At 40.8% G+C, this 23,413-nt stretch carries 19 protein-coding genes; 7 read left to right on the top strand and 12 right to left on the bottom strand.

Translation table 11 applies throughout. The features are described 5' to 3' along the window. The coding region (locus tag A9970_RS26750) for a hypothetical protein (protein WP_182984282.1) at positions 1-219 on the top strand (219 nt) is incomplete at its 5' end. Positions 220-617: 398 nt separating this feature from the next. Here A9970_RS26750 and A9970_RS26745 read toward each other — a convergent pair. Then, on the bottom strand, positions 618-2,303 hold the full coding sequence (locus A9970_RS26745; RefSeq protein WP_182984281.1) for a protein-disulfide reductase DsbD: 1,686 nt from the start codon (positions 2,301-2,303) through the stop codon (positions 618-620). Positions 2,304-2,402: 99 nt separating this feature from the next. After that, positions 2,403-3,470 carry a PLP-dependent cysteine synthase family protein gene (locus A9970_RS26740; protein ID WP_153846883.1) on the bottom strand — a complete coding sequence of 356 codons (1,068 nt, stop codon included), beginning with the start codon at positions 3,468-3,470 and terminating at the stop codon, positions 2,403-2,405. Positions 3,471-3,630: 160 nt separating this feature from the next. Here A9970_RS26740 and A9970_RS26735 point away from each other — a divergent pair, with 160 nt between their 5' ends. Then, the gene (locus tag A9970_RS26735; RefSeq protein WP_046675839.1) at positions 3,631-4,089 is read left to right on the top strand and encodes an Lrp/AsnC family transcriptional regulator; all 459 of its coding nucleotides are present in this window, start codon (positions 3,631-3,633) and stop codon (positions 4,087-4,089) included. Between the two features lie 93 nt (positions 4,090-4,182). Here A9970_RS26735 and A9970_RS26730 read toward each other — a convergent pair whose 3' ends face one another. The 3 genes from A9970_RS26730 to yihA all read right to left on the bottom strand — a co-directional run bounded on the left by A9970_RS26730 (position 4,183) and on the right by yihA (position 7,441). Further along, positions 4,183-5,859, bottom strand: a complete 1,677-nt coding sequence (locus A9970_RS26730; protein WP_088161059.1) for a PNGase F N-terminal domain-containing protein — start codon at positions 5,857-5,859, stop codon at positions 4,183-4,185. Positions 5,860-5,939: 80 nt separating this feature from the next. Next, the gene (locus A9970_RS26725; protein ID WP_182984280.1) at positions 5,940-6,794 is read right to left on the bottom strand and encodes a UbiA-like polyprenyltransferase; all 855 of its coding nucleotides are present in this window, start codon (positions 6,792-6,794) and stop codon (positions 5,940-5,942) included. Between the two features lie 17 nt (positions 6,795-6,811). Then, on the bottom strand, positions 6,812-7,441 hold the full coding sequence (gene yihA, locus A9970_RS26720; protein ID WP_075991997.1) for a ribosome biogenesis GTP-binding protein YihA/YsxC: 630 nt from the start codon (positions 7,439-7,441) through the stop codon (positions 6,812-6,814). 305 nt (positions 7,442-7,746) lie between these two features. Between yihA and A9970_RS26715 the strand changes: the two genes are divergently transcribed. Beyond that, on the top strand, positions 7,747-8,682 hold the full coding sequence (locus tag A9970_RS26715) for an ABC transporter ATP-binding protein (protein WP_182984279.1): 936 nt from the start codon (positions 7,747-7,749) through the stop codon (positions 8,680-8,682). Continuing rightward, positions 8,675-10,000, top strand: coding sequence for an ABC transporter permease (locus A9970_RS26710; RefSeq protein WP_182984278.1), 1,326 nt, complete (start codon positions 8,675-8,677; stop codon positions 9,998-10,000). Before A9970_RS26715 ends, A9970_RS26710 begins: the two co-directional genes overlap by 8 nt. Before the next feature lie 138 nt (positions 10,001-10,138). Here A9970_RS26710 and A9970_RS26705 read toward each other — a convergent pair whose 3' ends face one another. After that, positions 10,139-10,666 carry an Mpo1-like protein gene (locus tag A9970_RS26705; protein ID WP_075991994.1) on the bottom strand — a complete coding sequence of 176 codons (528 nt, stop codon included), beginning with the start codon at positions 10,664-10,666 and terminating at the stop codon, positions 10,139-10,141. 141 nt (positions 10,667-10,807) lie between these two features. On the opposite strand from A9970_RS26705, the gene A9970_RS26700 reads away from it, so the two are divergent. Continuing rightward, positions 10,808-11,461, top strand: coding sequence for an HAD-IA family hydrolase (locus A9970_RS26700; protein ID WP_182984277.1), 654 nt, complete (start codon positions 10,808-10,810; stop codon positions 11,459-11,461). Between the two features lie 119 nt (positions 11,462-11,580). Here A9970_RS26700 and rny read toward each other — a convergent pair whose 3' ends face one another. The 4 genes from rny to pheT form a co-directional block, all read right to left on the bottom strand. Beyond that, the gene (gene rny, locus A9970_RS26695) at positions 11,581-13,134 is read right to left on the bottom strand and encodes a ribonuclease Y (RefSeq protein ID WP_088161054.1); all 1,554 of its coding nucleotides are present in this window, start codon (positions 13,132-13,134) and stop codon (positions 11,581-11,583) included. 354 nt (positions 13,135-13,488) lie between these two features. Beyond that, positions 13,489-13,779: a cell division protein ZapA gene (locus A9970_RS26690; protein ID WP_046675831.1), complete on the bottom strand. Its 291-nt coding sequence runs from the start codon at positions 13,777-13,779 to the stop codon at positions 13,489-13,491. 54 nt (positions 13,780-13,833) lie between these two features. Next, a complete protein-coding gene (locus tag A9970_RS26685) occupies positions 13,834-14,139 on the bottom strand; it encodes a hypothetical protein (RefSeq protein WP_046675830.1) in 306 nt (101 codons plus the stop codon). A gap of 40 nt (positions 14,140-14,179) precedes the next feature. Next, positions 14,180-16,576, bottom strand: a complete 2,397-nt coding sequence (pheT, locus tag A9970_RS26680; protein ID WP_182984276.1) for a phenylalanine--tRNA ligase subunit beta — start codon at positions 16,574-16,576, stop codon at positions 14,180-14,182. 510 nt (positions 16,577-17,086) lie between these two features. Here pheT and purL point away from each other — a divergent pair. Next, entirely contained in the window at positions 17,087-20,818 is a 3,732-nt protein-coding gene (gene purL, locus A9970_RS26675; protein ID WP_182984275.1) for a phosphoribosylformylglycinamidine synthase, read from the top strand. Between the two features lie 38 nt (positions 20,819-20,856). On the opposite strand, the gene A9970_RS26670 is transcribed toward purL, so the two are convergent. Together A9970_RS26670 and A9970_RS26665 are read right to left on the bottom strand one after the other, a co-directional pair. Beyond that, a complete protein-coding gene (locus A9970_RS26670; protein WP_075991990.1) occupies positions 20,857-21,303 on the bottom strand; it encodes a DoxX family protein in 447 nt (148 codons plus the stop codon). 218 nt (positions 21,304-21,521) lie between these two features. Next, positions 21,522-22,436, bottom strand: a complete 915-nt coding sequence (locus A9970_RS26665) for an AEC family transporter (RefSeq protein ID WP_182984274.1) — start codon at positions 22,434-22,436, stop codon at positions 21,522-21,524. Between the two features lie 107 nt (positions 22,437-22,543). On the opposite strand from A9970_RS26665, the gene A9970_RS26660 reads away from it, so the two are divergent. Next, positions 22,544-23,374: an AraC family transcriptional regulator gene (locus A9970_RS26660; protein ID WP_182984273.1), complete on the top strand. Its 831-nt coding sequence runs from the start codon at positions 22,544-22,546 to the stop codon at positions 23,372-23,374. Positions 23,375-23,413 lie beyond the last annotated feature (39 nt).

Below are 23,413 nucleotides of genomic sequence, written 5' to 3'. Positions count from 1 at the left end.
GCAGTCAATATATACAATCATTTTAGACCACATATGTCCTGCAATATGATGTCTCCCCAACAGGCACATCTGGAATGGCAGAACCAAAAAACTCCCAAAGTGTTTCAAAGACGTAACGCTGAGTCAAAAAAGTTCCGCAGTAAAACCAGGGAAACTGTGGTCAGGGAACGGACAACTGATAATAGTAAGAAAACAGACAATGACAACTATATCCAGTAGAAAAAAATAGAATGTAAAATCTATATAGTAATCTGTTCGGTATATGTAAACCTATTTCAGTATAAGACATGGTGGGGGTGGCACATTCACCTCAGATAAGGTTCGCGGTAAGATTCGTACCTGCTTCGGACCTGCTTCGGACCTGCTTCGGACAAGCAACAGATATTGAACAGGTGCTGTACAGTTGTTGAACAGACCCCGAACAGGAAATATCTGGTCAGGGTTTGGTCAATATATGTTGCAAGATTGTCCCCGTCCGAAGCTGGTACGAACACAATACGAAGACAATATGAAGACAGTCCCACTGCATAAGCCCTGGAGGCATAAAAAGCGATGTTTTATCAAAAAAAATCCCCCTTGCACATAACAAGGAGGACAAAATTAGAATATGACGATGGTTAGTTTTTATGTTTAAATGCATCCACACCACTTTGCAGGAACGCCTTGTACTCTTCTACATTGTAGTTGGCACCACGCTGAGGCACCAGTTTTTTGCCCGTCGGATCGACAATTACATACAGTGGCTGTGAATTGCTATCGAATGTAGCAGCTTGAAAATCGCTATTTTTCTTACCGATTGTATTGATCTTTTTGCCGCTATATTTGGAAACAAATTGTTCATTGGCAGCCAGCTCGGTCTTATCATCCACAAAAAGTTCGGCCATAACAAACTCTTCTTTTAATAATTTGGCCACCGCTTGGTCTGTCCAAACATTCGCTTCCATTTTACGACAATTGACACAATTCCAACCCGTAAAATCTATTAAAACGGGCTTGTTTAATTCTTTAGCCGTGGCCAATGCCTGTTCATAATCATAATAAGGATCGAATCCCTTTGGCGTGCCCCTTTCATGAAAAATTTCAGCATATTTTTTCACCTTTCCGTCTGAATGTGCAGCAGCACCAGCACTTACACCCGAAGAAAGATCAAAGTCTTGTGTTGCCGATGGTGGTAAAAAGGCAGAAATCGATTTTAAAGGCGCTCCCCATAAACCGGGCACCATATAGACCACAAAAGAAAAAACAACAATTGCCAAAATCGTTCTGGGAACAGATAGGAATTTCAGCTCACTGTCATGGGAGAACTTTATCTTGCCAATCAAGTATAGACCCATCAAAGCAAAAATAGCAATCCATAGCGACAGGAACACCTCTCTATCCAACCAATTCCAGTGGTAAGCTAAGTCGACATTAGATAAAAATTTCAAAGCTAAAGCAAGTTCCAAAAATCCCAACACTACTTTTACACTATTCAGCCAACCACCGGATTTCGGTAAGGATTTCAGCATGGAAGGAAACATAGCGAACAAACCAAAAGGAATGGCCAGGGCAATGGAGAATCCCAACATCCCAATTGCTGGACCTAATCTTTCGCCTTTCGAAGCTGCCTCAACCAATAATGTTCCAATAATCGGACCTGTACAAGAAAAGGAGACCAATGACAAGCTGAAGGCCATAAAGAACAAGCCCACTAACCCACCTTTATCCGATTTGGCATCCATTTTATTGACAAAGGAGCTTGGTAAAGTAATTTCAAATGCACCAAAAAATGAAGCCGCAAATCCAACCAACAACAAAAAGAAAATGAAGTTAAAGATGCCGTTAGTCGAAAGCGCATTAAGTGCATCAGATCCGAATGCAATCGTGATAATCATCCCCAAGGCTACATAAATCACAATAATAAATAATCCATACAACAGGGCTTTACTGATACCACTGGCACGACTCCCCGCCTGTTTGGTAAAATAACTCACCGTCAGGGGTAGCATCGGAAAAATACAAGGCATCAATAATGCTGCAAAACCGCCTATAAGGCCTGCAATAAAGATACTCCACAATGATTTCTTTTCTGCCCCAGCAGCCTTTTCACCTGTTGCTACTACCGCTACTGTGGTCTTGTTCGAGTCGACTTTTACGGTAGCGGTATCTGGAGACTCCTCAAAAGATAGTGAATCGGGACTTATTGTACCATCCGTAAACTCAAGCCCCTCCAACTTGTTTGTTGTTGTATCCGCTTGGGCAAACATGGCCACAGGCGCTATCAGCAACATGAGAAGGATAAATAATTTGAAATTGACTTTCATTTTGTGTTATTCTTAGGTATATATTGGTTTTTGAATAAATGAAACCCGAGGAGCTAGAGACTCCCCGAGTTAACTATAAACATATGAAACTAAATCTTTTTAGGCTCCAAATACTGGATTTGCCAATCTGCAAATAGGTTGAAAACCCGAAAAATCAACGTCTGTAGAAAGATATCCTTCTTTTACAGGCTCGTCTTTCACCAAATCAGTACTTAGGTATTTTTTGTTATCATCACAAAGTAGCGTCACCACGACAGCTTCATCACCCAGCTCCTGTTGTAATTTAATCGCCCCGATTACATTTGCTCCGGAAGAGATACCAACAGCCAATCCCAATTGACGTGACAGCTTCTGCGCCATGATAATGGAGTCGCCATCATTCGCACAAACGACAGTATCGAGTTCATCTAAATCCACAATAGCAGGAATAAATTCATCAGATATTCCCTGAATACGGTGTGAACCTACTTTATGTCCTGTAGTCAAGGTTGGACTTTCTGCCGGTTCCAGTGGATGTACACGGACATTTGGGTTTACCTTTCTTAAGCTTCTCCCCACACCCATTACCGTACCACCAGTTCCCACACCAGCAACAAAAGCATCAGCTACTAAGCCCTGTTCTTCCAGTTGCTTTACAATCTCGTAACCTGTAGTTTTCTCATGCGCTTCGGCATTATATTGATTCTCAAATTGCCGTGGAAGAAAAACACCGCCCTTTGCAGCAAGCTCCTCACTTAAACGAATACTTCCTAAAAATCCACCTTCTTCTTTGCTTATCAACTGAATATCGGCTCCCATACTTCGAATAATATCGGTACGCTCCTTGCTCAGCCAGTTGGGCATAATAATCTTTACTTGATGACCAAGCGCTTTACCGATTGCTGAAAAAGCAATCCCCGTGTTTCCACTTGTAGCTTCAATAACAACATCACTTGGGCGGATCTGACAATTCATATACGCTTTATATAAAATATAAAGAGCCATCCTATCCTTAATGCTACCGGTCAGATTGTAGTTCTCACATTTTACGAAAATTCGTCCGGGTTTACCTTTGTATGTATACTGTAGTTCCAACATCGGTGTATTTCCGACTAATCGCCACAGATGTTTAAATCTCTTGTCCAATGCAGGTGACAAACACGCACTTAATAATTCTTGTTCAGCCATTTCTTATAAATGATTATTCTGTTGCAAAATTGGCCATTGACAAGATAATATTCAACACATGACTATAATTTCAATAAAAATTAAATTAAAAGACATAAAAACCAATAAATAATTCAGAACAATAGCGTATTTTTACAGCTGTACCGAAAATATTCAGATTATGGAATTGGATGAAATAGATGTAAAATTATTGCGTCTCCTACAGCAAGATGCCTCAATGAGTAATAAAGCGCTATCCTTTGAACTCAACAAATCCATTGCAGCTGTTCATGAACGTGTTAGAAAGCTAAAGCGGTTGGGTTACATCAAAAAAACGGTGGCAATTTTGGACCGCCACAAAATAGGCATTGGGTTAATTTCATTTTCCCAGGTTTTTCTCAAGGCGCATACGTTTGAGGTGTTAAATGAATTCGAAAAAGAGGTGGCTAAATTTCCCGAGGTTATGGAATGCTACCAAATGGCAGGCTCTTACGACTTTATGTTACGTATAGCAACCAAAGATATGGATGCTTATCATATTTTTCTGCGGCATCGCCTGGCTGTATTACCTCAAGTAAACACCGTACAGACCTACTTTGTATTATCGGAGACAAAAAGCGAGACGGCTTATCCCCTTTAATCTTTGTCTTAAAAACGAGAGAAGATCTAAAACGAGAGAAGATTGCTGCCATGTGCGATAACACTATTGCACATGACAACAATGAAAAAATAATTAATCGAATAACAAGGTACCCGTCACATTCCAGCTACTGAAACTTGTTCCTTCAGGCGCTCCCTGTGGGATCTGTACCTGCATCGTATGGTCTCCAGCTTTTAAATCCCCCAGATCAATATAGATCGGTGGAGTTACTGTACCCGGACACCAATTGGAGCGACTCAGATCGGATGAAGACAGCCCTGTAGCAAAATTGCCTGAAGCTGGGTTCGACAAACGATACGAACCGCAATCATTGCGCCAAGGGGTGTATTTAAAGAGCAATGAATCGTTTAGGAAAATGCGGTTTTCTTTAGGCACAAACTCATCACCATTGCCCCAGCCTCCATGCCCTGTGGTAATGTAGCGTAATTGCACGTTTTTAGCATCCTGGTCCAAATGAAATGAAACAGTAAGACCTTTCTCCTTATCAAACATAGATCCGTACTCCTGACCGCCCATTTCCATGACATTGGTCGTCGTAAATAAAGACATCGTCTTTTTCAGACTGCCTTTTGACTCGGCATCGAAGCCAGGATGTATCGTCAGCTCAACACTCACCTCATGTCCATTTTTATCATAGTTACCAATGAATGCACCCACATAGACCTCCTGCTCGCTCAACATACCGGCCAATTCGGTTACGTCCTGACGGTACAGTACCGAGTCTTGCCAAACCTTATCCTTTAACTGAAGATAGTTAAACTGCTTAACACCAAAAGGTGTAAAGAAACGCATCAATTCAACAATAGGCTCAAAGGATGCTGTTTTTACAACCCCTTGATAGGCTTTACCATTGCCATTTTCATACTTAGGAAGGGTACCCATACCATTTTTCATGCCATCCAAAAAGCTCTGTGCCTTGTTGGTGGGAATGATAAAAACTGATCCAGTACGATCATAGGCATCACCTTTCGATTGTTCGACCAACTGCACAAATACATTGTCGCTTGTCTTTATTTTTGGGATTTTCACCTTTTTTACCAAAACTGTCCCATTAGCAAAACGCAAAATAGAATCCGACTTTACACCATCCGAAAAACGTATACTCTCCTTCCGAAAAACAGGTATTTGGATAAAACGGTTCTTCCAGATAAGATCTTTATAGGAAAGTTCATCGTAAGGTTTTTCAGTTCCCTTTAGCCTCAGTTGATCCGGTATAGTCTTTACCTTTTCTACTTTGGTGGCAAAGGTACGTGTATTCCCATTGCGGATTACCTCGAGTACCAGACCAAGGTCCTGACCAAGTTCCGTGGGTGCACCTTTGACCCCTAATTTATCGGTATACCAAACTTCTATTTTATTGGAATTGATGCTCGTCTCCACTTTTTTACAGGGATAGCCCAAGATTGTTTTAGTCTCGTTTGTGGCGTTAAATTTTTGTTTCGAAAGCGCGAGCGAATCTTTGGTTAGAATGATTGATCCGTCTTTGAGTTTAGCAATTTTAAGTAAAGCATTGCCTCCAGAACGCTCCACCACAACCCGTTCGTATGGCGGCGCCAACTGTCCGTTCATTTCTTTTGCCGAACTAACAAAAGTCTCCTTTTCATTGGCATAGACTAGAATGGCATTTTGATTGGCAGCTGTATTCCCATTGAAACTTTGATTATATTGAATGACATAATTCGACAGCTTTTGCGCCTGCGAAGACAATGACAAACATAAAATAGACGTGAAAAGAATACTTTTCTTCATAGCATGTGTATTGGTTTAGATGCAAAAATAAGAAAGGCTTTAGGAATTCCTAAAGCCTTTCTTATTTTATGCTAAAACGTTTATTTGATCAACCAGATATCCAAGAGGTAAAATACAGCAAAAATCACCGAGGCATAACCATTTGTTGTCATAAAGTCGCGATTGACCCGACTTAAATTAGTCGATGAAAACAGGGTATGCTGGTAAATCAGCAACGCCCCATAAAAGGCCACACCTAAATAATAAATCCAACCTACCGGCATCAAAAATGCTGGTATTAAAATAAATATAAAAGAAAACACATGCAAACATTCCGAAACGCGCATAGCTCCCTTCGTTCCTAACCACACGGGTATAGAATTAAGATGATTTGCCCGATCAAAGGCTTCATCCTGCAAAGCGTAAATAATATCAAAGCCACTCACCCAGGTCAACACAGCGAAACCATAAAGTACCGTAACGGTCGCAAATTGTCCTGTAATAACCATATATGCGCCTATTGGAGCCAATCCCAGCCCTGCTCCCAATACAATATGGCATAAGGGTGTTATGCGCTTTGTATAGGAGTAAAAAAGCACGACAAAAAGTGCAATGGGCGACAACATAAAGCAAAGAGAATTGATAAAATACGTCGCTGCAATAAAAATCAGGCAATTTACCAGCGTAAAAACCAATGCATTTTTAGCGGAAATTTTTCCAGCAGGAATATCACGCATGGCCGTTCTTGGATTAATGGCATCAATATCTCTATCCAGATAACGATTGAATGCCATGGCAGCATTACGGGCCGTCACCATACAAACGAGCATCAAAACCAATAATTTCCACGAAAAGGCATAGTCTGTTGTGTGCAATGCCAAAAAGAAGCCAATAAAGGCAAATGGCAATGCAAATACACTATGGGCAAATAAAACTAAGGACAAGTATTTTTTCATCTGAACTTAAAATCTAGCTAAAACTGTTCGTTTCCGTCGAGTTCAGGGCGAACAAATCGGCCATTAACTTCATCGATAGCTTCTAAAATAGGCTCATGACCCATTTTCTTCTCCGCTGACGTTAGGAAAATCGGCGGCACCTCCTCAAACCATTGGAGCAATGATTTTTTAAATTTCGCAATATTCGCATCGGATTTAACAGTCGATTGCTTATCGGCTTTGGTGAAAACCAACATAAATGGTAAACCGCATTCGCCCAACCAATAGCAAAAATCAAGGTCAATCTTTTGTGGTTCATGACGGCTATCCACCAACACAAAAACACATTGCAAATTGTCCCGATGGGTAAGATATCTCCGGATGAACTTTTCCCATTCATTACGACTTGTTTTAGAGGCCTTAGCAAAACCATAACCTGGCAAATCCACCAAATACCATGTATCGTCGATGATAAAATGATTGATCAACTGCGTCTTACCAGGTTTTTGGGAGGTCTTGGCAAGTCCTTTCTTGTTGGTCATTGCATTGATCAACGATGATTTACCGACATTTGAACGTCCGATAAACGCATATTCCGGCAAATTGGGTGCAGGTAATTTGTCAACTCTCGTGTTACTGCACACGAATTCGGCTTTTTTCACTTCCATGGAACAAAGGTACGTTAAATGAATCCCTTTGACAAGATTTGTACTGCTTCTATTCCATAAAAAAGCTCGACTTCCAATTTTATGGGCAGGATAATAAAATGTCCCTAATTATTTTTAACTTTCACTACAAACGATTAGTCAAACGAATATGTGTATTCCGAAGCGAAAATATGCATAAAATTTTTCAGGGATGCTGTAACAATTCAGCCGTACAAGATACTAACTACATAAATAAACGTCAGTCTTTGGAAAAAAAGCAAGGTTCTTAAAAATCCAAAGAACGAATAAATTAAACCTTAAAATAGATGTTACTCGAAATCAATCATGTCACCAAAGATTACGCCAATCACCGTGCATTGGACGATGTATCCATTCAAATCCCAAAGGGTAAGATTTTTGGGCTATTGGGGCCAAACGGGGCGGGAAAAACATCCCTGATCCGTATTATTAACCAAATTACCGCCCCCGATTCCGGCGAAATCCTGTTTAATGGCGAACCCTTGGGCCCACAGCATATTGCTCAAATCGGCTATTTACCCGAAGAGCGGGGTTTGTACAAAAAAATGAAAATCGGTGATCAAATGTTGTATTTGGCACAGCTTAAGGGACTTTCCAAGCGAGAAGCCTTAGCACGCATCCGAGATTGGTGCCAACGCCTGGACATCACATCCTGGTTAGACAAAAAAATAGAAGATCTCAGTAAAGGTATGCAGCAAAAAGTACAATTTGTCGCTACAGTCATCCACCAACCAGAATTGATTATCTTAGATGAGCCCTTTTCGGGATTTGATCCCGTAAATGCCAATATCATAAAAGAACAGATTCTCCGCTTAAATCAAGAAGGTGCGACCATTATATTTTCCACACACCGCATGGAGACTGTGGAAGAGCTTTGCGATAATATCGCCCTCATCAACCGATCAAAAAAAATACTGGATGGTTCTGTACAAGCGATTAAAAAAGAATACCGAAATCAAACCTATCGATTGGAATATACAGCAAGCGAAGATAATTTTCTTCTGTCCGACGACACCCTATTTGAGGTCATCACGTCAACAAAGGATGAAAAAACATACATCACTACAATTCAGCTAAATAAGAATAGCCATATCAATGATGTATTAATGCGTTTCATACCCCAAATACAGCTCAATCAACTCATTGAAATCGTTCCCTCCATGGCGGATATTTTCATCCAAAAAGTCACACAAGTCTCACCTACAGCTAACGATCATGCATAAAATATTACTTATCATCCAACGGGAATACCTATCACGTGTCAAGAAAAAATCTTTTATTGTCATGACTTTTGCCGTGCCCCTGTTCTTTTTCGCACTGTATGCAGGTATGTTTTATCTGACAAAAAAGAGCTTCAAAGATTCGCACACCGAAGTCTTTATTTTAGATGAGCAAGGCGACTTTGCCAGCAAACTCCAAAGCAATAAAAATGTAAGTTATACCATATCGAAATTGGACCTCCAAACCCAAAAAGCGCAGCTTACACAAAGCGAAGGAAAACAGTCGATCCTTTATATTCCAAAAGATATTTTAACAAGCGAAAGAGCCGAACTGATTACCGGCGGCAAGACAAGTTTTGTCACACAGGAAATCATTAGTGGACAGTTGGAAGAAATCATCCGTGAAAAGGAATATAAAGCCAAGGGAATCGACCTGCAGATCATCCAGTCCATTAAGCCTAAAGTCAGCATCGATGCAAAAGAAATAACAGCAGACGGTGAAGAAAAGAATAGCAATACAGCCATTGCAATGGGCCTTGGTGTCGCTTTGGCTATCTTAGTATACCTATCCCTGTTTCTCTATGGTGCCCAGGTAATGCGCGGTATTATCGAGGAAAAGAGCAATCGTATCATCGAAGTCATTATTTCCTCGGTCAAACCCTTTCAGCTCATGATGGGTAAAATTGTTGGGATCGGTATGGTTGGACTGACGCAATTTGTCATGTGGCTTGTGCTTACAGGAGGCTTATTTATCACAGCAACACTCCTATTTGTCAATCCTCAGGACATGCAGGAGGTTGCCGCAAGCCAACCTGGAGCGGGTAATATGAGTACCGTATCAAAAGCAATGGCCCAGAATGATTCTGCTTCTATCCTTACTTCGATCCAAAGCTTTAACTTCACGGAAGTCATCATTTTCTTCTTTCTGTTTTTTATTGCCGGATATCTGCTGTATAGTGCTATTTTCGCTGCTGCTGGTTCAGCTGTCGACAATGAAACAGAGGCCAATCAGTTTTCAATGCCCATTACCATGCCTTTGCTATTGACCTATATTCTTTCTTTTGGCGTTATTATCAATGATCCCAATGGACCGATTGCAACATGGTTAAGCTTTATTCCATTCACCTCGCCTATCGCTATGCTCGTTCGCATACCTTTTGGTGTACCCCTATGGCAGATTCTGACCTCATTGACCTTGCTCATACTGACCTTCTTATTTGTTACCTGGGTCGCTGCCCGTATCTACCGTGTCGGTATTTTGATCTATGGTAAAAAAGCAAGTCTCAAAGAAATCATCAAATGGTTCAATTACAAAAGTTAGCCGTATTCTGAACCAGCTGTGCGTAACTACAACAACATAAAGAGGGCCAAATTGCAAGCAATTTGGCCCTCTTTTTATACTGACGTCCGATCAGGCTACGATCATAAATAGTACGATCAGCACCTAAAAACCACTCAGTTAATATCTTAAATTCAATTTTTTAAAGACAAAATGCCACAACCATATCGGTCCGACAAGTAAAAACTGTAGAAACTGCTGTCCTGTGATTTTCTTCTTTTCCTTTCCCTTACCGATAAAAAGCGCGACAATAGCTAGCAATGCGATCCCCAAACACACCCAGATGACAGCCGGGCCACCATTCTTTTGTGCGTATTCCAATTGCACAATAAAGAAACTCATGCCCCCGATAGAGAATAATATCGCATAGGACAACGTTGCAGACAGCTTTAAATAATAATAAATGACAATAGCGATGAAGAAAGACCCCCAATTCAAAAAGGTATGCCAATTGAGTTTGACCAAGAACTCGAACTGTGGAAATGGGATCATCCAGATGCAGCCCATGATACCAAAAAACAATAATGGTAAAAAGATGGCTTGAATCAGACGGTTGGTCGGATCCTGAAAATTAGCATCCAGCTCCGCAAAATACTTATCTACGGGGCGTAAAGGTTCGACTTCTTGAACTTTCTTCTTTTGTTTCATTCGGCAAATTTAACAAATATTGGGCATGCCTTAGGCCTTAAAAATGATAATATTCCCTATTTTTTGGTCTGCTGCAGGTCATTATATGCTTTCAGCGTACACAAACTCGCTTACTCCTATTCTATTCCGTAATATTGCAGCATGAAGTCTTACAAACATATCTTATTCGATCTGGACGGAACCCTGACCGACCCCGCAGAAGGAATTACGAAATGTATTGCCTATGCCTTGGAATCCAAAGGCATTCATACAGCAGATCTGAATAGCCTCAAACCCTTAATCGGCCCGCCCCTTAAAGATTCTTTCATACATACCTTTGGATTTGAGGAAAGCGAAGCAATTGCCTGTGTAGAAAAATATCGGGAACGCTTTTCAACCATAGGGTTGTATGAGAATATCCTGTTTGATCGCATACCTGAGCTTTTAGCGTTGCTGAAAACAAAAGGGTACAACATCTACCTTGCGACCTCCAAACCCGAAATTTTCGCCCACAAAATATTACAGCACTTTGCAATAAATACCTATTTTGATTTTGCGGGCGGAAGCGCTTTGGACGATTCCAGACCGACCAAAACCAGTGTCATCCAATATGTCATGGAACAGGCCAAGCTAACAAGTCCACAAGACTGCCTCATGATCGGAGATCGCAAACATGATCTGATTGGTGCCCGAGAAACAGGCATGGATGCTGTTGGTGTACTGTATGGCTATGGTAGCCAAACCGAACTCGAACAGGAAGATCCGACCTATCTATTGGCTACAGTGACAGATCTGATGGAATTTTTCCGATATTAAGTCCATCCTTTGGAGAATGGAATGGCTAAAATGATCAAGTTGGGGGAAACGTGTAGCATTGCATAAAAAAAGCTCCAAACGAAATGTTTGGAGCTTTTTTTATAATGGATCCTTAGGATCTATTTTGCGTAAGACACTGATCTTGTCTCACGAATTACAGTTACTTTAATTTGCCCTGGATAAGTCATTTCCGTTTGAATACGGTTAGAGATATCAGCAGCTAGTATTTCCGACTGTGCATCAGACACCTTCTCACTCTCAACGATGACACGTAGCTCACGGCCAGCTTGTATCGCGAAAGTCTTCTCAACCCCAGGATACGATAAAGCCAAATCTTCCAACTCTTTTAAGCGCTTGATATAACTTTCCACAACCTCACGACGTGCGCCTGGGCGTGCACCTGAAATCGCATCACAAGCCTGAACAACTGGAGATATTAAGGCAGTCATTTCGATCTCATCATGGTGAGCACCAATTGCATTACATACATCAGGGTGTTCCTTGTATTTCTCTGCAAGTTGCATCCCTAAAATAGCGTGTGGCAACTCCGGATTATCATCAGGCACTTTACCTATATCGTGTAGTAATCCAGCACGTTTCGCATGTTTAACATTCAGACCTAGTTCTGCCGCCATTGTTGCTGCAAAATTAGCTACCTCACGCGAGTGTTGTAAAAGATTCTGTCCGTAAGACGAACGGTAACGCATACGCCCTACCATACGAATCAATTCGGGGTGCAAACCATGGATTCCCAAATCGATCGCGGTACGTTCACCAATTTCAACGATTTCATCTTCTATTTGCGTCCGCGTCTTAGCAACAACCTCTTCAATACGTGCCGGGTGGATACGACCATCTGTTACCAAACGGTGTAAAGCCAAACGCGCTATTTCGCGACGTACGGGATCGAAACCAGATAGGATAATTGCTTCAGGTGTATCGTCTACAATGATTTCTACGCCTGTTGCAGCTTCCAATGCACGAATATTACGACCTTCACGACCAATAATACGACCTTTGATTTCATCATTTTCGATATTGAAAATTGAAACGGTATTTTCGATTGCAGATTCCGTAGCAGTACGTTGGATGGTCTGAATAACAACCTTTTTCGCCTCTTTAGTCGCCGTCAATTTGGCCTCATCCACAATATCTTTGATTTGAATCATCGCTTGTGAGCGGGCTTCTTCGCGCAACGAGTCCACCAATTGATTTTTTGCTTCGTCAGCAGTTACGCCAGCGATACTTTCCAATTGCTTGATCTGTTGTAATTTGAGCGTTTCTACTTCTTCAGATTTCTTTTCATTCAGTTCGACCAATTTATCCAATTGCTTTTTCTTGGTATCCACATCTTGCTTATCGCGATTGATGTTTTCAAGCTTTTGGTTAATTGACTGTTCTTTTTGTCTTAACGTATTTTCCTTTTGGTTGATGGTATTGTTACGTTGATTGACTTCCTTTTCGTGTTCAGATTTTAATTGAAGGAACTTTTCTTTGGCCTCTAATAGGCGTTTCTTTTTAATGTGTTCCCCTTCCTGCTCTGCATCTTTCAGTATGCTATTTACCTTATCCTTGGCTTCCTGCTCTTGTTTTTTAAATAACAGAACCAATAGATAACGACCTATAACAACACCAACAATCAGAGAAATTATGCTATAAATTGCGATGTCCATGTATGTATAATTGTATTATTTATGTTTGTTTTTATTAATTATATTCAAATTCCAGTAAAATCATCAATCAGCCTGTCCCCTTACCTTTGGTATGCGCCAACTCAGTAGCGATCCGGATAAGTGCATCAGGACTTCATGACAAAAAAAAACCGCAATTAAATTTAAACAGGTCTCATGTATTATTAAACTTCGTGATTACATAATTAGGCTTAGATTATGACCCAGATGGCTTTCGCAAAATGGCCTATATCTTTTTGCGCCTGTAATATTGAAGCGTTAAGTTTAAAATAGTGACAACCCGAATTTAATTGCGGCAAATTCGTCGTTTAAGCTCTAAATATAAAGAACGTAAATTTATTTTTTAAAGAAATCCGTCAACAACTGATCAAGTTCCTGTACTGAATTTTCCAAACCCACTTCGTGGTTTTGAGACTGCCGCTCTGCATTAAGCATACGCGTCGCAAATTGCAATACACACATGGATAACAAATCCTGCTTATCTCTCACAGTATAGTTTTCCTGCAATTCCTTTACTTTTTCATTTATCAATTTCGCAGCGTGTCGAATTACTTCTTCTTCCGCGCTCTCCACCCGAAGGGGATAAACACGATCTGCGATATTTATTTTTATGGAAATCTCTCCCATTTCTTTGAGCTTTTTAACGTTGTATTAGTTTGAATCCGATAACACTTCTCCCAACTATTTCAACAAACTAATACACTTGTCTATTTCCCGCACAAAATCGTTAATTTTTTGTTTTGTGTCAAGTATTTTTTCATTAATTGCTTCCTTATCCGTTTCAGAATCTAACGTACGGGCAACTGCCAACGCTTTGACCTTCTCTTCCAATTGCTTGCTCTTATCGTTGCTCGCATCGAAAGCCACTTTTAAGGATTGTACCTCTAATTTAAGCAAATCATTTTCTTCTTGCAAGACTTCGCACAATTGAATTAAATTTTTCGTTTTCTCAACGATCAGATTCATTTGTGAAGACAATGTTGCCATAATATAAATTGAATATTACCAATTAATGTTGTATCTCTAATTAACCACGCACTTCCGCGCCTAGTTCCTTCTCAAAATTAACAATTAATTTTTGAACTATCGCATCAATTTGCTTATCAGTAAGTGTTTTTTCTTCATCCTGCAAGATAAAGCTCAGAGCATAAGACTTTTTCCCTTCCGGAATTTTATCACCTTTATACACGTCAAACACATTTACCTCCTTTAAAAGCTTGCGTTCGGTCTTCTGAGCTACAAATTGTAGCTTATCGAAGCTTACATTTTCGTCGATCAAGAGCGATAAATCTCTGCGTACAGCCGGGAATTTGGAAACTTCTTTATATTGAATGCTATTCTTACGAATAATTTTCATCAAAACATCCCAGTCAAAATCAGCAAAGAAAACCTGACCTTCAACATCTGCCTTTTTCAAATCTGCGTTTGCAATTGCACCAAATGAAACCAAACATTTCTGCCCTTTCATATAGTTCAAACCATAGGCAAAATGTGAACTTGCAGCATCTTGTATCTGAATCCCTTCAATTTTCAGCCTTTTGATAACAGTATCTACGGCTGCTTTTAGGTTATAGAAATTAACTGCATCTTTTTTGCTATTCCATTGCTCAGCTTCATTTTTACCCGCCATGGCAAAAACCAGGTGTTGTGTTTCTTTATAACCTTCACCATCCAGCGCATAAGTCTTACCGAATTCAAAGAATTTCAGATCAAAGTTTCTTCGTTTTTGGTTATATTCAATCGCACTCAAAACAGAAAACACCATATTTTGACGCATCGTATCTAAATCCGAACTCAATGGATTATACAATTTAACCGCCGTTTCGCTATCATCCGCATAGTCCAGCTTTGTTAGGGAGTTGGACAGAATCTCACGAAATCCATTTGCAATGAGCAGATCAGCCAATTGATTTAAGACAACTTCCTTATCTGGCTTTTCAACCGTATTTAAAGAGGCCTTAATCTGTGACTTCAACTCAATATTGTTATAACCATAAATACGCAACACTTCCTCCACAACGTCTACCTCACGTGTGACATCGACACGATATGCCGGCACCAACACATCAAGGCCTGTTTCAGTTTCTGAAGTGACTTCAATGCCAAGAGCGACAATAATGGATTTAATTTCTTCATTTGGGATCGCCTGACCGATCAAACGAACCACATTCGCATAGCTTACGTGAAATGAAAACGGTTTAATCACGACAGGATACTCATCCTTTAGGGTAGATGAAATCGTTCCACCTGCAATTTCTTGAATCAATAAAGCAGCGCGCTTCAATGCTTCAACCGTAATATTAGGATCGGTACCACGTTCGAAACGGAAAGAAGCATCTGTTTTTAAACCATGTCTTTTGGAGGTCTTCCGTACAGAAACAGCATTGAAATAAGCCGACTCCAAAAATACATTGGTCGTTTCGGCTGATACACCAGAATGTGCACCGCCAAAAACCCCCGCAATACACATCGGTTTTTCAGCATCGGCAATCACCAAGTCCTCTGCGGACAAGGTACGCTCCACACCATCCAGGGTAACAAATTTCTCGCCCTCAGTCGCAAGACGAACAAGGACTTTATTTCCCGCAATTTTATCAGCATCAAAAGCATGCAGTGGCTGACCCAAATCGTGTAATATATAATTTGTGACGTCGACAATATTATTGATCGGACGAACACCGATAACATTTAATTTCTCTTTTAACCAATCTGGAGATTCTCCAACGCGAACACCAGTAATATTGATACCACTATAACGTGGGCTCCCCTGTGCGTCCGCAACGACCACTGTCGTTCCCTCAGCCTCAGCAGCCTTGAATGCAGAAACATCTGCTTTTAACAATTGTGTACGAAAATGTGCCGCAATATCTCTTGCAACGCCTAAATGCGAAGCTGCATCTGCACGATTTGGTGTTAAACCAATTTCATAACGGTAATCATCCTGGATATTGAAATGATCTTTCACTAAGGTCCCCACGGCAACATCAGCTGGTAATTCAACGATACCGGCATGGGATGTACCTAAACCGATTTCATCTTCTCCACATAACATACCTTCGGAAACTTCACCACGAATTTTAGATTTGGTAATTTTAAAAGGCTCTCCTGTAAGCGGATGGCATGTCGTGCCCACTGTAGCAACAATGACTTTCAATCCTGTACGACAGTTCGGTGCGCCACATACAATGTGCAATAACTCCGGTCCACCGACATCAACGGTAGTTACTCTTAATTTATCGGCATTAGGATGCTGTTCACAAGTTTTCACTTCACCAACAACCAAACCATCCAATCCACCTGGGATACTCTGCACGACGTCCAAAGCTTCTACTTCCAATCCTGTATTTGTCAAGATAAGTGATAGTTCCTCCGGTGTCGAATCTATATTAACGTGTTGTTTTAACCAATTATATGAAATATTCATCTCGAATTTGATTTGATGCACAAACTTAGATAAATTTGAGTTTATATCCAACGTCAATTTACCCTTCATCAACAGTTGGTCTGAATTTAATGCAGTAGGTATGCTCCTCAAAAGACTTCATTAGGCTAGGCAGCAAGCGATTTTATCTTTTTTGGAAAGCTGATACTATAGAGCCAAGTTAGCTATTTGGACCTTAGATTTATACCGAAGGAAGAGATCGTATGAAGGAGTTCATAAACCCCTTCCCAAGGATAATCATATTTATTCATAGGTGATGAATGCTGCGAATGTAGGGGCTTTCCCCGAACGAAACGAATGCAATTATTAATTATAACTTTTATTTACATGAATTAACACAACTTTACACTTATTTACACAAAACAGCAATTTGGGCCTTTTCCAGTAAACGCAACCTGAGCCTATTTTTTAATGAAAATTCAAGCATTTCCATCAAAATAAATATGTAACTTTGTGCTTTAATTTGAAGAACGTTCAAAACAAACATTTATAATGATTCATTTCTTTGAGAACCCATCGAACACTGTATATGGTGTTCAAAGCGTAAACTCTTTATCACAAGAAGACATTACTAAACTCAACTGGCTATTCGGCAACGCCAAAAAACTAGACGACCAAAACCTTAACCATTACTTTGTAGGACCCCGCGCTGCGATGGTTACTCCCTGGAGTACCAATGCCGTAGAAATCACACAAAATATGGGCATTGCAGGAATTGTTCGTATAGAAGAATTTCAACCGGTACCAGCGGATTTCAATGACTTCGATCCAATGATTTCACAAAAGTTCAGTATGTTGACACAGGACATGTATACCGTCAACATCACACCTGAACCGATATTGGAAATTGAAGACATCGAGGCCTACAACAAATCTGAGGGCCTTGCGCTAAATCCAGAAGAAGTAGACTACCTTAATAATCTTTCGACCAAGTTGGGTCGTCTGCTTACAGACTCGGAAGTATTCGCTTTTTCACAAGCAAATTCTGAACACTGTAGACACAAGATTTTCAATGGTACCTTTATCATTGATGGCGAAGAACAGCCCACTTCCCTATTTAAATTAATCAAAAAGACTTCTGAAACGAATCCGAACGAGATTGTTTCTGCTTATAAAGATAACGTTGCCTTTGTTAAAGGTCCACGTGTCACACAATTTGCACCTAAATCTGCCGACAAACCTGATTTTTACGAAGAGAAAGCATTTGATTCGGTTTTATCAGTAAAAGCGGAAACACACAATTTCCCAACTACTGTTGAACCATTTTCGGGAGCTGCTACGGGGTCAGGTGGTGAAATCCGCGACCGTATGGCCGGTGGCCAAGGAGCGATTCCATTGGCGGGTACAGCCGTATATATGACTGCTTATTCGCGATTGGAACAAAATAAATTGGACCTTCAGGCAGGAACAGTAACTGAGCCGGCAAAGGAACTCAACAAAACTCGCCCATGGGAAAATGCGATGCAAGAGCGTCAATGGTTATACCAAACCCCAGTTGACATCCTGATCAAAGCTTCCAACGGTGCTTCTGACTTCGGCAATAAGTTTGGTCAGCCCCTCATTACAGGTTCTGTATTGACCTTTGAGCATGAAGAGGATGGCCGTAAACTTGGTTACGACAAAGTCATTATGCAAGCTGGTGGTGTTGGCTATGGAAAACTAGATCAAGCGAAAAAACATACGCCGAAAACTGGTGATAAAGTCGTTATCCTAGGTGGTGAAAATTACCGCATCGGAATGGGCGGAGCCGCTGTATCTTCTGCAGATACAGGAGCATTTGGTTCTGGAATTGAGCTTAATGCGATTCAACGTTCCAATCCCGAAATGCAAAAACGTGCCGCAAATGCTGTTCGTGGCTTAGTAGAGTCCGATCATAACCCAATTGTCTCTATCCATGATCATGGTGCAGGTGGCCACTTAAACTGTTTATCTGAACTTGTTGAAGAGACCGGAGGTTTAATTGACCTGGATGCACTTCCTGTAGGAGATCCTACACTATCGGCAAAAGAAATTATCGGTAATGAATCGCAAGAACGTATGGGACTTGTGATTGCTGAAGATGATATTGACACGTTAAAACGTGTTGCAGATCGCGAACGTGCACCAATGTACACTGTAGGTGATGTCACTGGCGACCACCGCTTCACTTTCGAATCGAAAAGTACAGGTGAAAAACCAATGGATTACGCCCTTGAAGATTTCTTTGGTTCATCGCCAAAAACTTTCATGCGCGATAAAACCGTGGTTCGCAATTATGCGGATCTTGCTTATGATGCAGCCGACATTCCAAACTACTTAAACCAAGTATTACAATTGGAAGCTGTTGCTTCGAAAGATTGGTTAACCAATAAAGTAGACCGTTGTGTTGGTGGCCGTGTTGCCAAACAACAATGTGTAGGTCCATTGCAGTTAGCGTTAAACAACGTCGGTGTTATGGCACTTGACTATAAAGGTAAAGAAGGGATTGCGACAACAATAGGTCACTCCCCTGTTGCTGCCTTGGTGGATCCAGCGTCGGCAAGTAGAACGGCTATTGCCGAATCGCTTTCCAACATCGTATTTGCGCCAATCAAAAATGGCCTCGCAGGAATCTCCCTATCGGCCAACTGGATGTGGGCAGCCAATAATGAGGGGGAAGATGCCCGCTTGTACCAAGCTGTTAAAGCCTGCTCGGATTTTGCCATTGCATTGGGAATCAATATCCCGACGGGAAAAGATTCTTTGTCGATGAAGCAAAAATATCCAAACGGCGAAAACGTCATTGCCCCAGGCACATTGATCATTTCTGCCGCAGGAAATTGTACTGATATCACAAAAGTGGTAGAACCTGTGCTGAACAAAAAGGCCGGATCGATCTATTACATCAACTTATCAAAAGATCAGTTCAAATTAGGCGGTTCGTCATTTGCGCAGATCATCAATAAATTAGGCACTGAAGTACCGACCATTCAAGATGCTGCTTATTTCAAAACAGCATTCAATACCGTACAGCAATTAATTAACGAAGGACAGATCGAAGCTGGTCACGACGTCGGATCGGGGGGCTTGATTACCACCTTATTGGAAATGACCTTTGCCGATGTTAATCTTGGCGCCAACTACGACCTTTCAGCATTAAATGAATCTGATAGCGTAAAAACCTTCTTTAATGAGAATATTGCACTTGTCCTGCAAGCGAAAGACGACGCTGCTTTTGAGGCGATTGTCAAGGAAGCTGCTGTGGACGCGGTTAAAATTGGTCAGGTGATCGAAGGTAATACGGTAACGATTAAAAATCAAGAAGCGGTATTCAGCTTTGATGTCGCAGCAACACGTGATGTATGGTCTACAACATCATTCCTTTTGGATTCAAAGCAATCTAAAAATGGAACTGCACAACAACGTTTCGATAATTATAAAAATCAACCCCTAGCCTTTACTTTCCCAAGTCAATTTGATGGTAAGAAACCTAACATTGACGGAACTAAGGCACGTCCGAAAGCTGCGATCCTTCGTGAGAAAGGTTCCAACTCCGAACGCGAAATGGCTAACGCCATGTTCTTGGCAGGTTTTGATGTAAAAGATGTTCACATGACCGATTTGATAGCTGGTCGCGAGACATTGGAAGACATCCAATTTATCGGTGCTGTCGGCGGTTTCTCGAACTCAGATGTATTGGGCTCGGCAAAAGGTTGGGCTGGAGCTTTCCTTTACAATGAAAAAGCGAAAAAAGCCTTAACCGATTTCTTTGCTCGTCCGGATACACTTTCGGTGGGTATCTGTAATGGCTGTCAGCTATTTATGGAACTTGAGATGATTAATCCTGAGCATGAAATCCACGGAAAAATGCTACACAATACTTCCGGAAAACACGAGTCAAACTTTGTATCTGTAAAAGTTCAGGAAAACAATTCCGTCATGTTATCGACACTAGCGGGAAGTACATTGGGTGTTTGGATCTCACATGGGGAGGGAAAATTCAACCTTCCATATGCTGAAGAGCAGTACAATATCGTTGCAAAATATGCGTATGAGCAATATCCGCATAACCCAAATGGTTCGGACTATAATACAGCAATGGTTTGCGATAAGACAGGACGCCACTTGGCTACTATGCCACATATTGAGCGTTCGGTGTTCCAATGGCATTGGGCAAATTATCCAAAAGGTCGTCAGGACGAAGTTTCTCCTTGGATTGAAGCATTCGTTAATGCACGCCAATGGATTGACGAGCAAGGCAAATAAAAAAGAAAAAACTCCTTCATGTATGAAGGAGTTTTTTTTTAGATATCCCTTTTGTATCCTGGTTTGTTCATCATTTGATCTAGGGAGTATTTTCCAGAGCCCATGACCATAAAAAAGATCAGCAAAAAGAATACGACTATAGAAAGCCACAATTCGGAATTCAAATAACTAAACCCGTGGGTGATATTAACAAAAAATACAGCCCCTACCAGTACCGGAAATAGCAGTAGTGAGGCCAAACGGGTTTGAAAACCTAAAATTAGGAACAACCCGCCCACCAAATGTGTAAAAACCACATAGTGAACAGCACCCCATGATGATAAGTGGAAACTACTTTGCTCAATCATATGTTGAACAACATCCCTATCATTTACGAAACTTACACCTTTGGCAAAAATAACGACCCCTAAAGCAATTCTTAGGTAATCAATCCATTGTGGGTGATGAGCATCGCCCCAATGTTCAATTTTGTGTATCAGGTTCATAACATACCTCCTTTTTATAGATGGTTATAGCCTAATAACAGTTGAACAGCAAAAAAGTTGTTCGCATGAGATGATTCACTATCAAAATGTTACGAAGTGAATACATCCCCATTCCTACACAATACTTCAGAGAAGACAAATCGCTGCCAAATCAGGCCTACGCTGTTTTCACAATCAATCAATCAATCAATCAATCAATCAATCAATGTAACCGTAGGTTAAGAGAAAAAAAGTCGAATAACAAAATCCCAAAATGCAGTTGTTAGCAGCCCCACAACAATACTAAAACCGATAACCAGATTGACCAGCTTGGTATTCAGATGGTATTGTTCGGCAATGATCCCTGAAGTGACCAAGGTTGGCATAGCTGCTTCGAATATACTGATCCGTGCAACAGCTCCCTTCACACCAAGTAGTAATGCAAATAGTAATACCAATGCTGGGGCAAGAATCAATTTATAACTCATCGCCGTACTGATCTGCGAAATCTGTTGTCGCCAACCATCAAACTTCAACTGTAAACCGATAGAAAATAAGGCCAAGGGTCCAACCGTGGCCGCCAATTTATCGAAAAAAGGCTCGGCAACTGAAAGGTCAACAAATTGAGACAGCATTAAGGCTGTTATACAGCCGATAAGGGGTGGAAAGCTGACTAACTTTCGAAGCATAAATTTGACATCGATCGTTTCGCCATCCTGGACATTCGCTTTTAGTGCATTGATGATTCCTGCTGTAGAAAGTAGAATAAATGTAGTTTGGTCGCAAATAATTGCAATCGGCAACTGGGCTTCACCAAAATAAGCTATGATCAATGGAAAGCCTATAAAGGACGTGTTGCTGTAACCTGCGGCCAATTCCAAGCTACTGCGGGAGCGCTGTTTATAATTTTTGCGCCGACAGTATACTTCCATAAATAACCAGCTACCTGCCCAAACGAGGATTGCCGAAAACACGGGAAACAGCAATTGTGATGACCATACGATCTTCGGAATATATTTGAAAGACACCGCCGGCAGGGCAAAATAAAGGATCCAGGTATTGATCCCTTTATGTGCCTCGGAATGAATTAAATTTGTTCGCCTTAACAACATCCCCGCTGCGATGCAAAATGCAATCATTATAAAATTAATCATGTTTTCTTATCATTTTATACGACACAAAGGTGCGATAGTAGAGCAGGCAATAACATGTACAAATACATTATTTTTATGTACATTTAAAGATATATATCAGGAGAGCAATGCGCAAAAAACAGTTTGAACCTTTACGGATCAGTGAATTTATTGAGGATAGTTTTCATTTGCCTCCACACGAGCAAAATTATTATGAGCTTGTTTATATTCGTTCGGGCAAAGGAACCCATGTGATCAACAAATTTGAACTGAATTATGAACCTGGCGATGTGTTCTTAATTAGTCCGGAAGACAAGCATTATTTTAGCATTGAAGAAAAGACCCATTTTTTGTTTATTTTATTTACAGACACCTACTTCCTGCAAAATAAACGTAATCTAAAGCGCTATGCCTGGATTATGGAGCTAATGAACGATAAAGGATTAAAGGAACGCAAACTGTATATGGACGAGCACCATCGCCTGATTTATTCCCATATCCTGGAAGCTGTCCGACTGTATAGCAATGCCACTGTCAACGAGCGTTCTGATTGGCTATTTGACCAACTCGTTGCAATCTTTGGGCTCTATAAAGAAATATCAGAAACACAACGCTTACCCCAGCAACATGAACTATATGTTGACCGATCGATTTCGGCTTATATTCATCGCTATATTTTTTCGCCCGAAAAACTTCAGGTTAGCCTGCTGGCTCAGAAATTTAATATTGCTCCATCCTATTTTGGAATCTACTTTAAGAAGAACTTCGGCACTAGTTTAAGAGCCTATATCAACAGCTACCGGATCGAACTCATCGAGAACAGACTTAAATCCAAAGATTATACCTTGAAACAAATTGCTGCAGAACTCGGATTTACCGACGAGAGCCATCTTTCCCATTTCTACAAACGCGCCAAGGGATTCAGCCCCTTATATTTCCGAACCCATCTGACTAAATAATTAGCCCTCCCCATAATCCATTATGCATACTCATCAGAA

The organism is Sphingobacterium sp. UME9 (assembly GCF_014170215.1).
Classification (GTDB): domain Bacteria; phylum Bacteroidota; class Bacteroidia; order Sphingobacteriales; family Sphingobacteriaceae; genus Sphingobacterium; species Sphingobacterium paramultivorum.
This window is presented reverse-complemented; position numbering and strand designations above follow the sequence as displayed.

What these genes read in the sequence shown, in the direction of transcription:
- purL (WP_182984275.1), top strand. Translation starts at nt 17,087, where the DNA reads ATGATTCATTTCTTTGAGAACCCATCGAACACTGTATATGGTGTTCAA.
- A9970_RS26685 (WP_046675830.1), bottom strand. Translation starts at nt 14,139, where the DNA reads ATGGCAACATTGTCTTCACAAATGAATCTGATCGTTGAGAAAACGAAA.
- A9970_RS26715 (WP_182984279.1), top strand. Translation starts at nt 7,747, where the DNA reads ATGTTACTCGAAATCAATCATGTCACCAAAGATTACGCCAATCACCGT.
- A9970_RS26735 (WP_046675839.1), top strand. Translation starts at nt 3,631, where the DNA reads ATGGAATTGGATGAAATAGATGTAAAATTATTGCGTCTCCTACAGCAA.
- A9970_RS26660 (WP_182984273.1), top strand. Translation starts at nt 22,544, where the DNA reads ATGCGCAAAAAACAGTTTGAACCTTTACGGATCAGTGAATTTATTGAG.
- A9970_RS26745 (WP_182984281.1), bottom strand. Translation starts at nt 2,303, where the DNA reads ATGAAAGTCAATTTCAAATTATTTATCCTTCTCATGTTGCTGATAGCG.
- rny (WP_088161054.1), bottom strand. Translation starts at nt 13,134, where the DNA reads ATGGACATCGCAATTTATAGCATAATTTCTCTGATTGTTGGTGTTGTT.
- A9970_RS26700 (WP_182984277.1), top strand. Translation starts at nt 10,808, where the DNA reads ATGAAGTCTTACAAACATATCTTATTCGATCTGGACGGAACCCTGACC.
- A9970_RS26705 (WP_075991994.1), bottom strand. Translation starts at nt 10,666, where the DNA reads ATGAAACAAAAGAAGAAAGTTCAAGAAGTCGAACCTTTACGCCCCGTA.
- A9970_RS26670 (WP_075991990.1), bottom strand. Translation starts at nt 21,303, where the DNA reads ATGAACCTGATACACAAAATTGAACATTGGGGCGATGCTCATCACCCA.
- yihA (WP_075991997.1), bottom strand. Translation starts at nt 7,441, where the DNA reads ATGGAAGTGAAAAAAGCCGAATTCGTGTGCAGTAACACGAGAGTTGAC.
- A9970_RS26740 (WP_153846883.1), bottom strand. Translation starts at nt 3,470, where the DNA reads ATGGCTGAACAAGAATTATTAAGTGCGTGTTTGTCACCTGCATTGGAC.
- pheT (WP_182984276.1), bottom strand. Translation starts at nt 16,576, where the DNA reads ATGAATATTTCATATAATTGGTTAAAACAACACGTTAATATAGATTCG.
- A9970_RS26690 (WP_046675831.1), bottom strand. Translation starts at nt 13,779, where the DNA reads ATGGGAGAGATTTCCATAAAAATAAATATCGCAGATCGTGTTTATCCC.
- A9970_RS26730 (WP_088161059.1), bottom strand. Translation starts at nt 5,859, where the DNA reads ATGAAGAAAAGTATTCTTTTCACGTCTATTTTATGTTTGTCATTGTCT.
- A9970_RS26665 (WP_182984274.1), bottom strand. Translation starts at nt 22,436, where the DNA reads ATGATTAATTTTATAATGATTGCATTTTGCATCGCAGCGGGGATGTTG.
- A9970_RS26725 (WP_182984280.1), bottom strand. Translation starts at nt 6,794, where the DNA reads ATGAAAAAATACTTGTCCTTAGTTTTATTTGCCCATAGTGTATTTGCA.
- A9970_RS26710 (WP_182984278.1), top strand. Translation starts at nt 8,675, where the DNA reads ATGCATAAAATATTACTTATCATCCAACGGGAATACCTATCACGTGTC.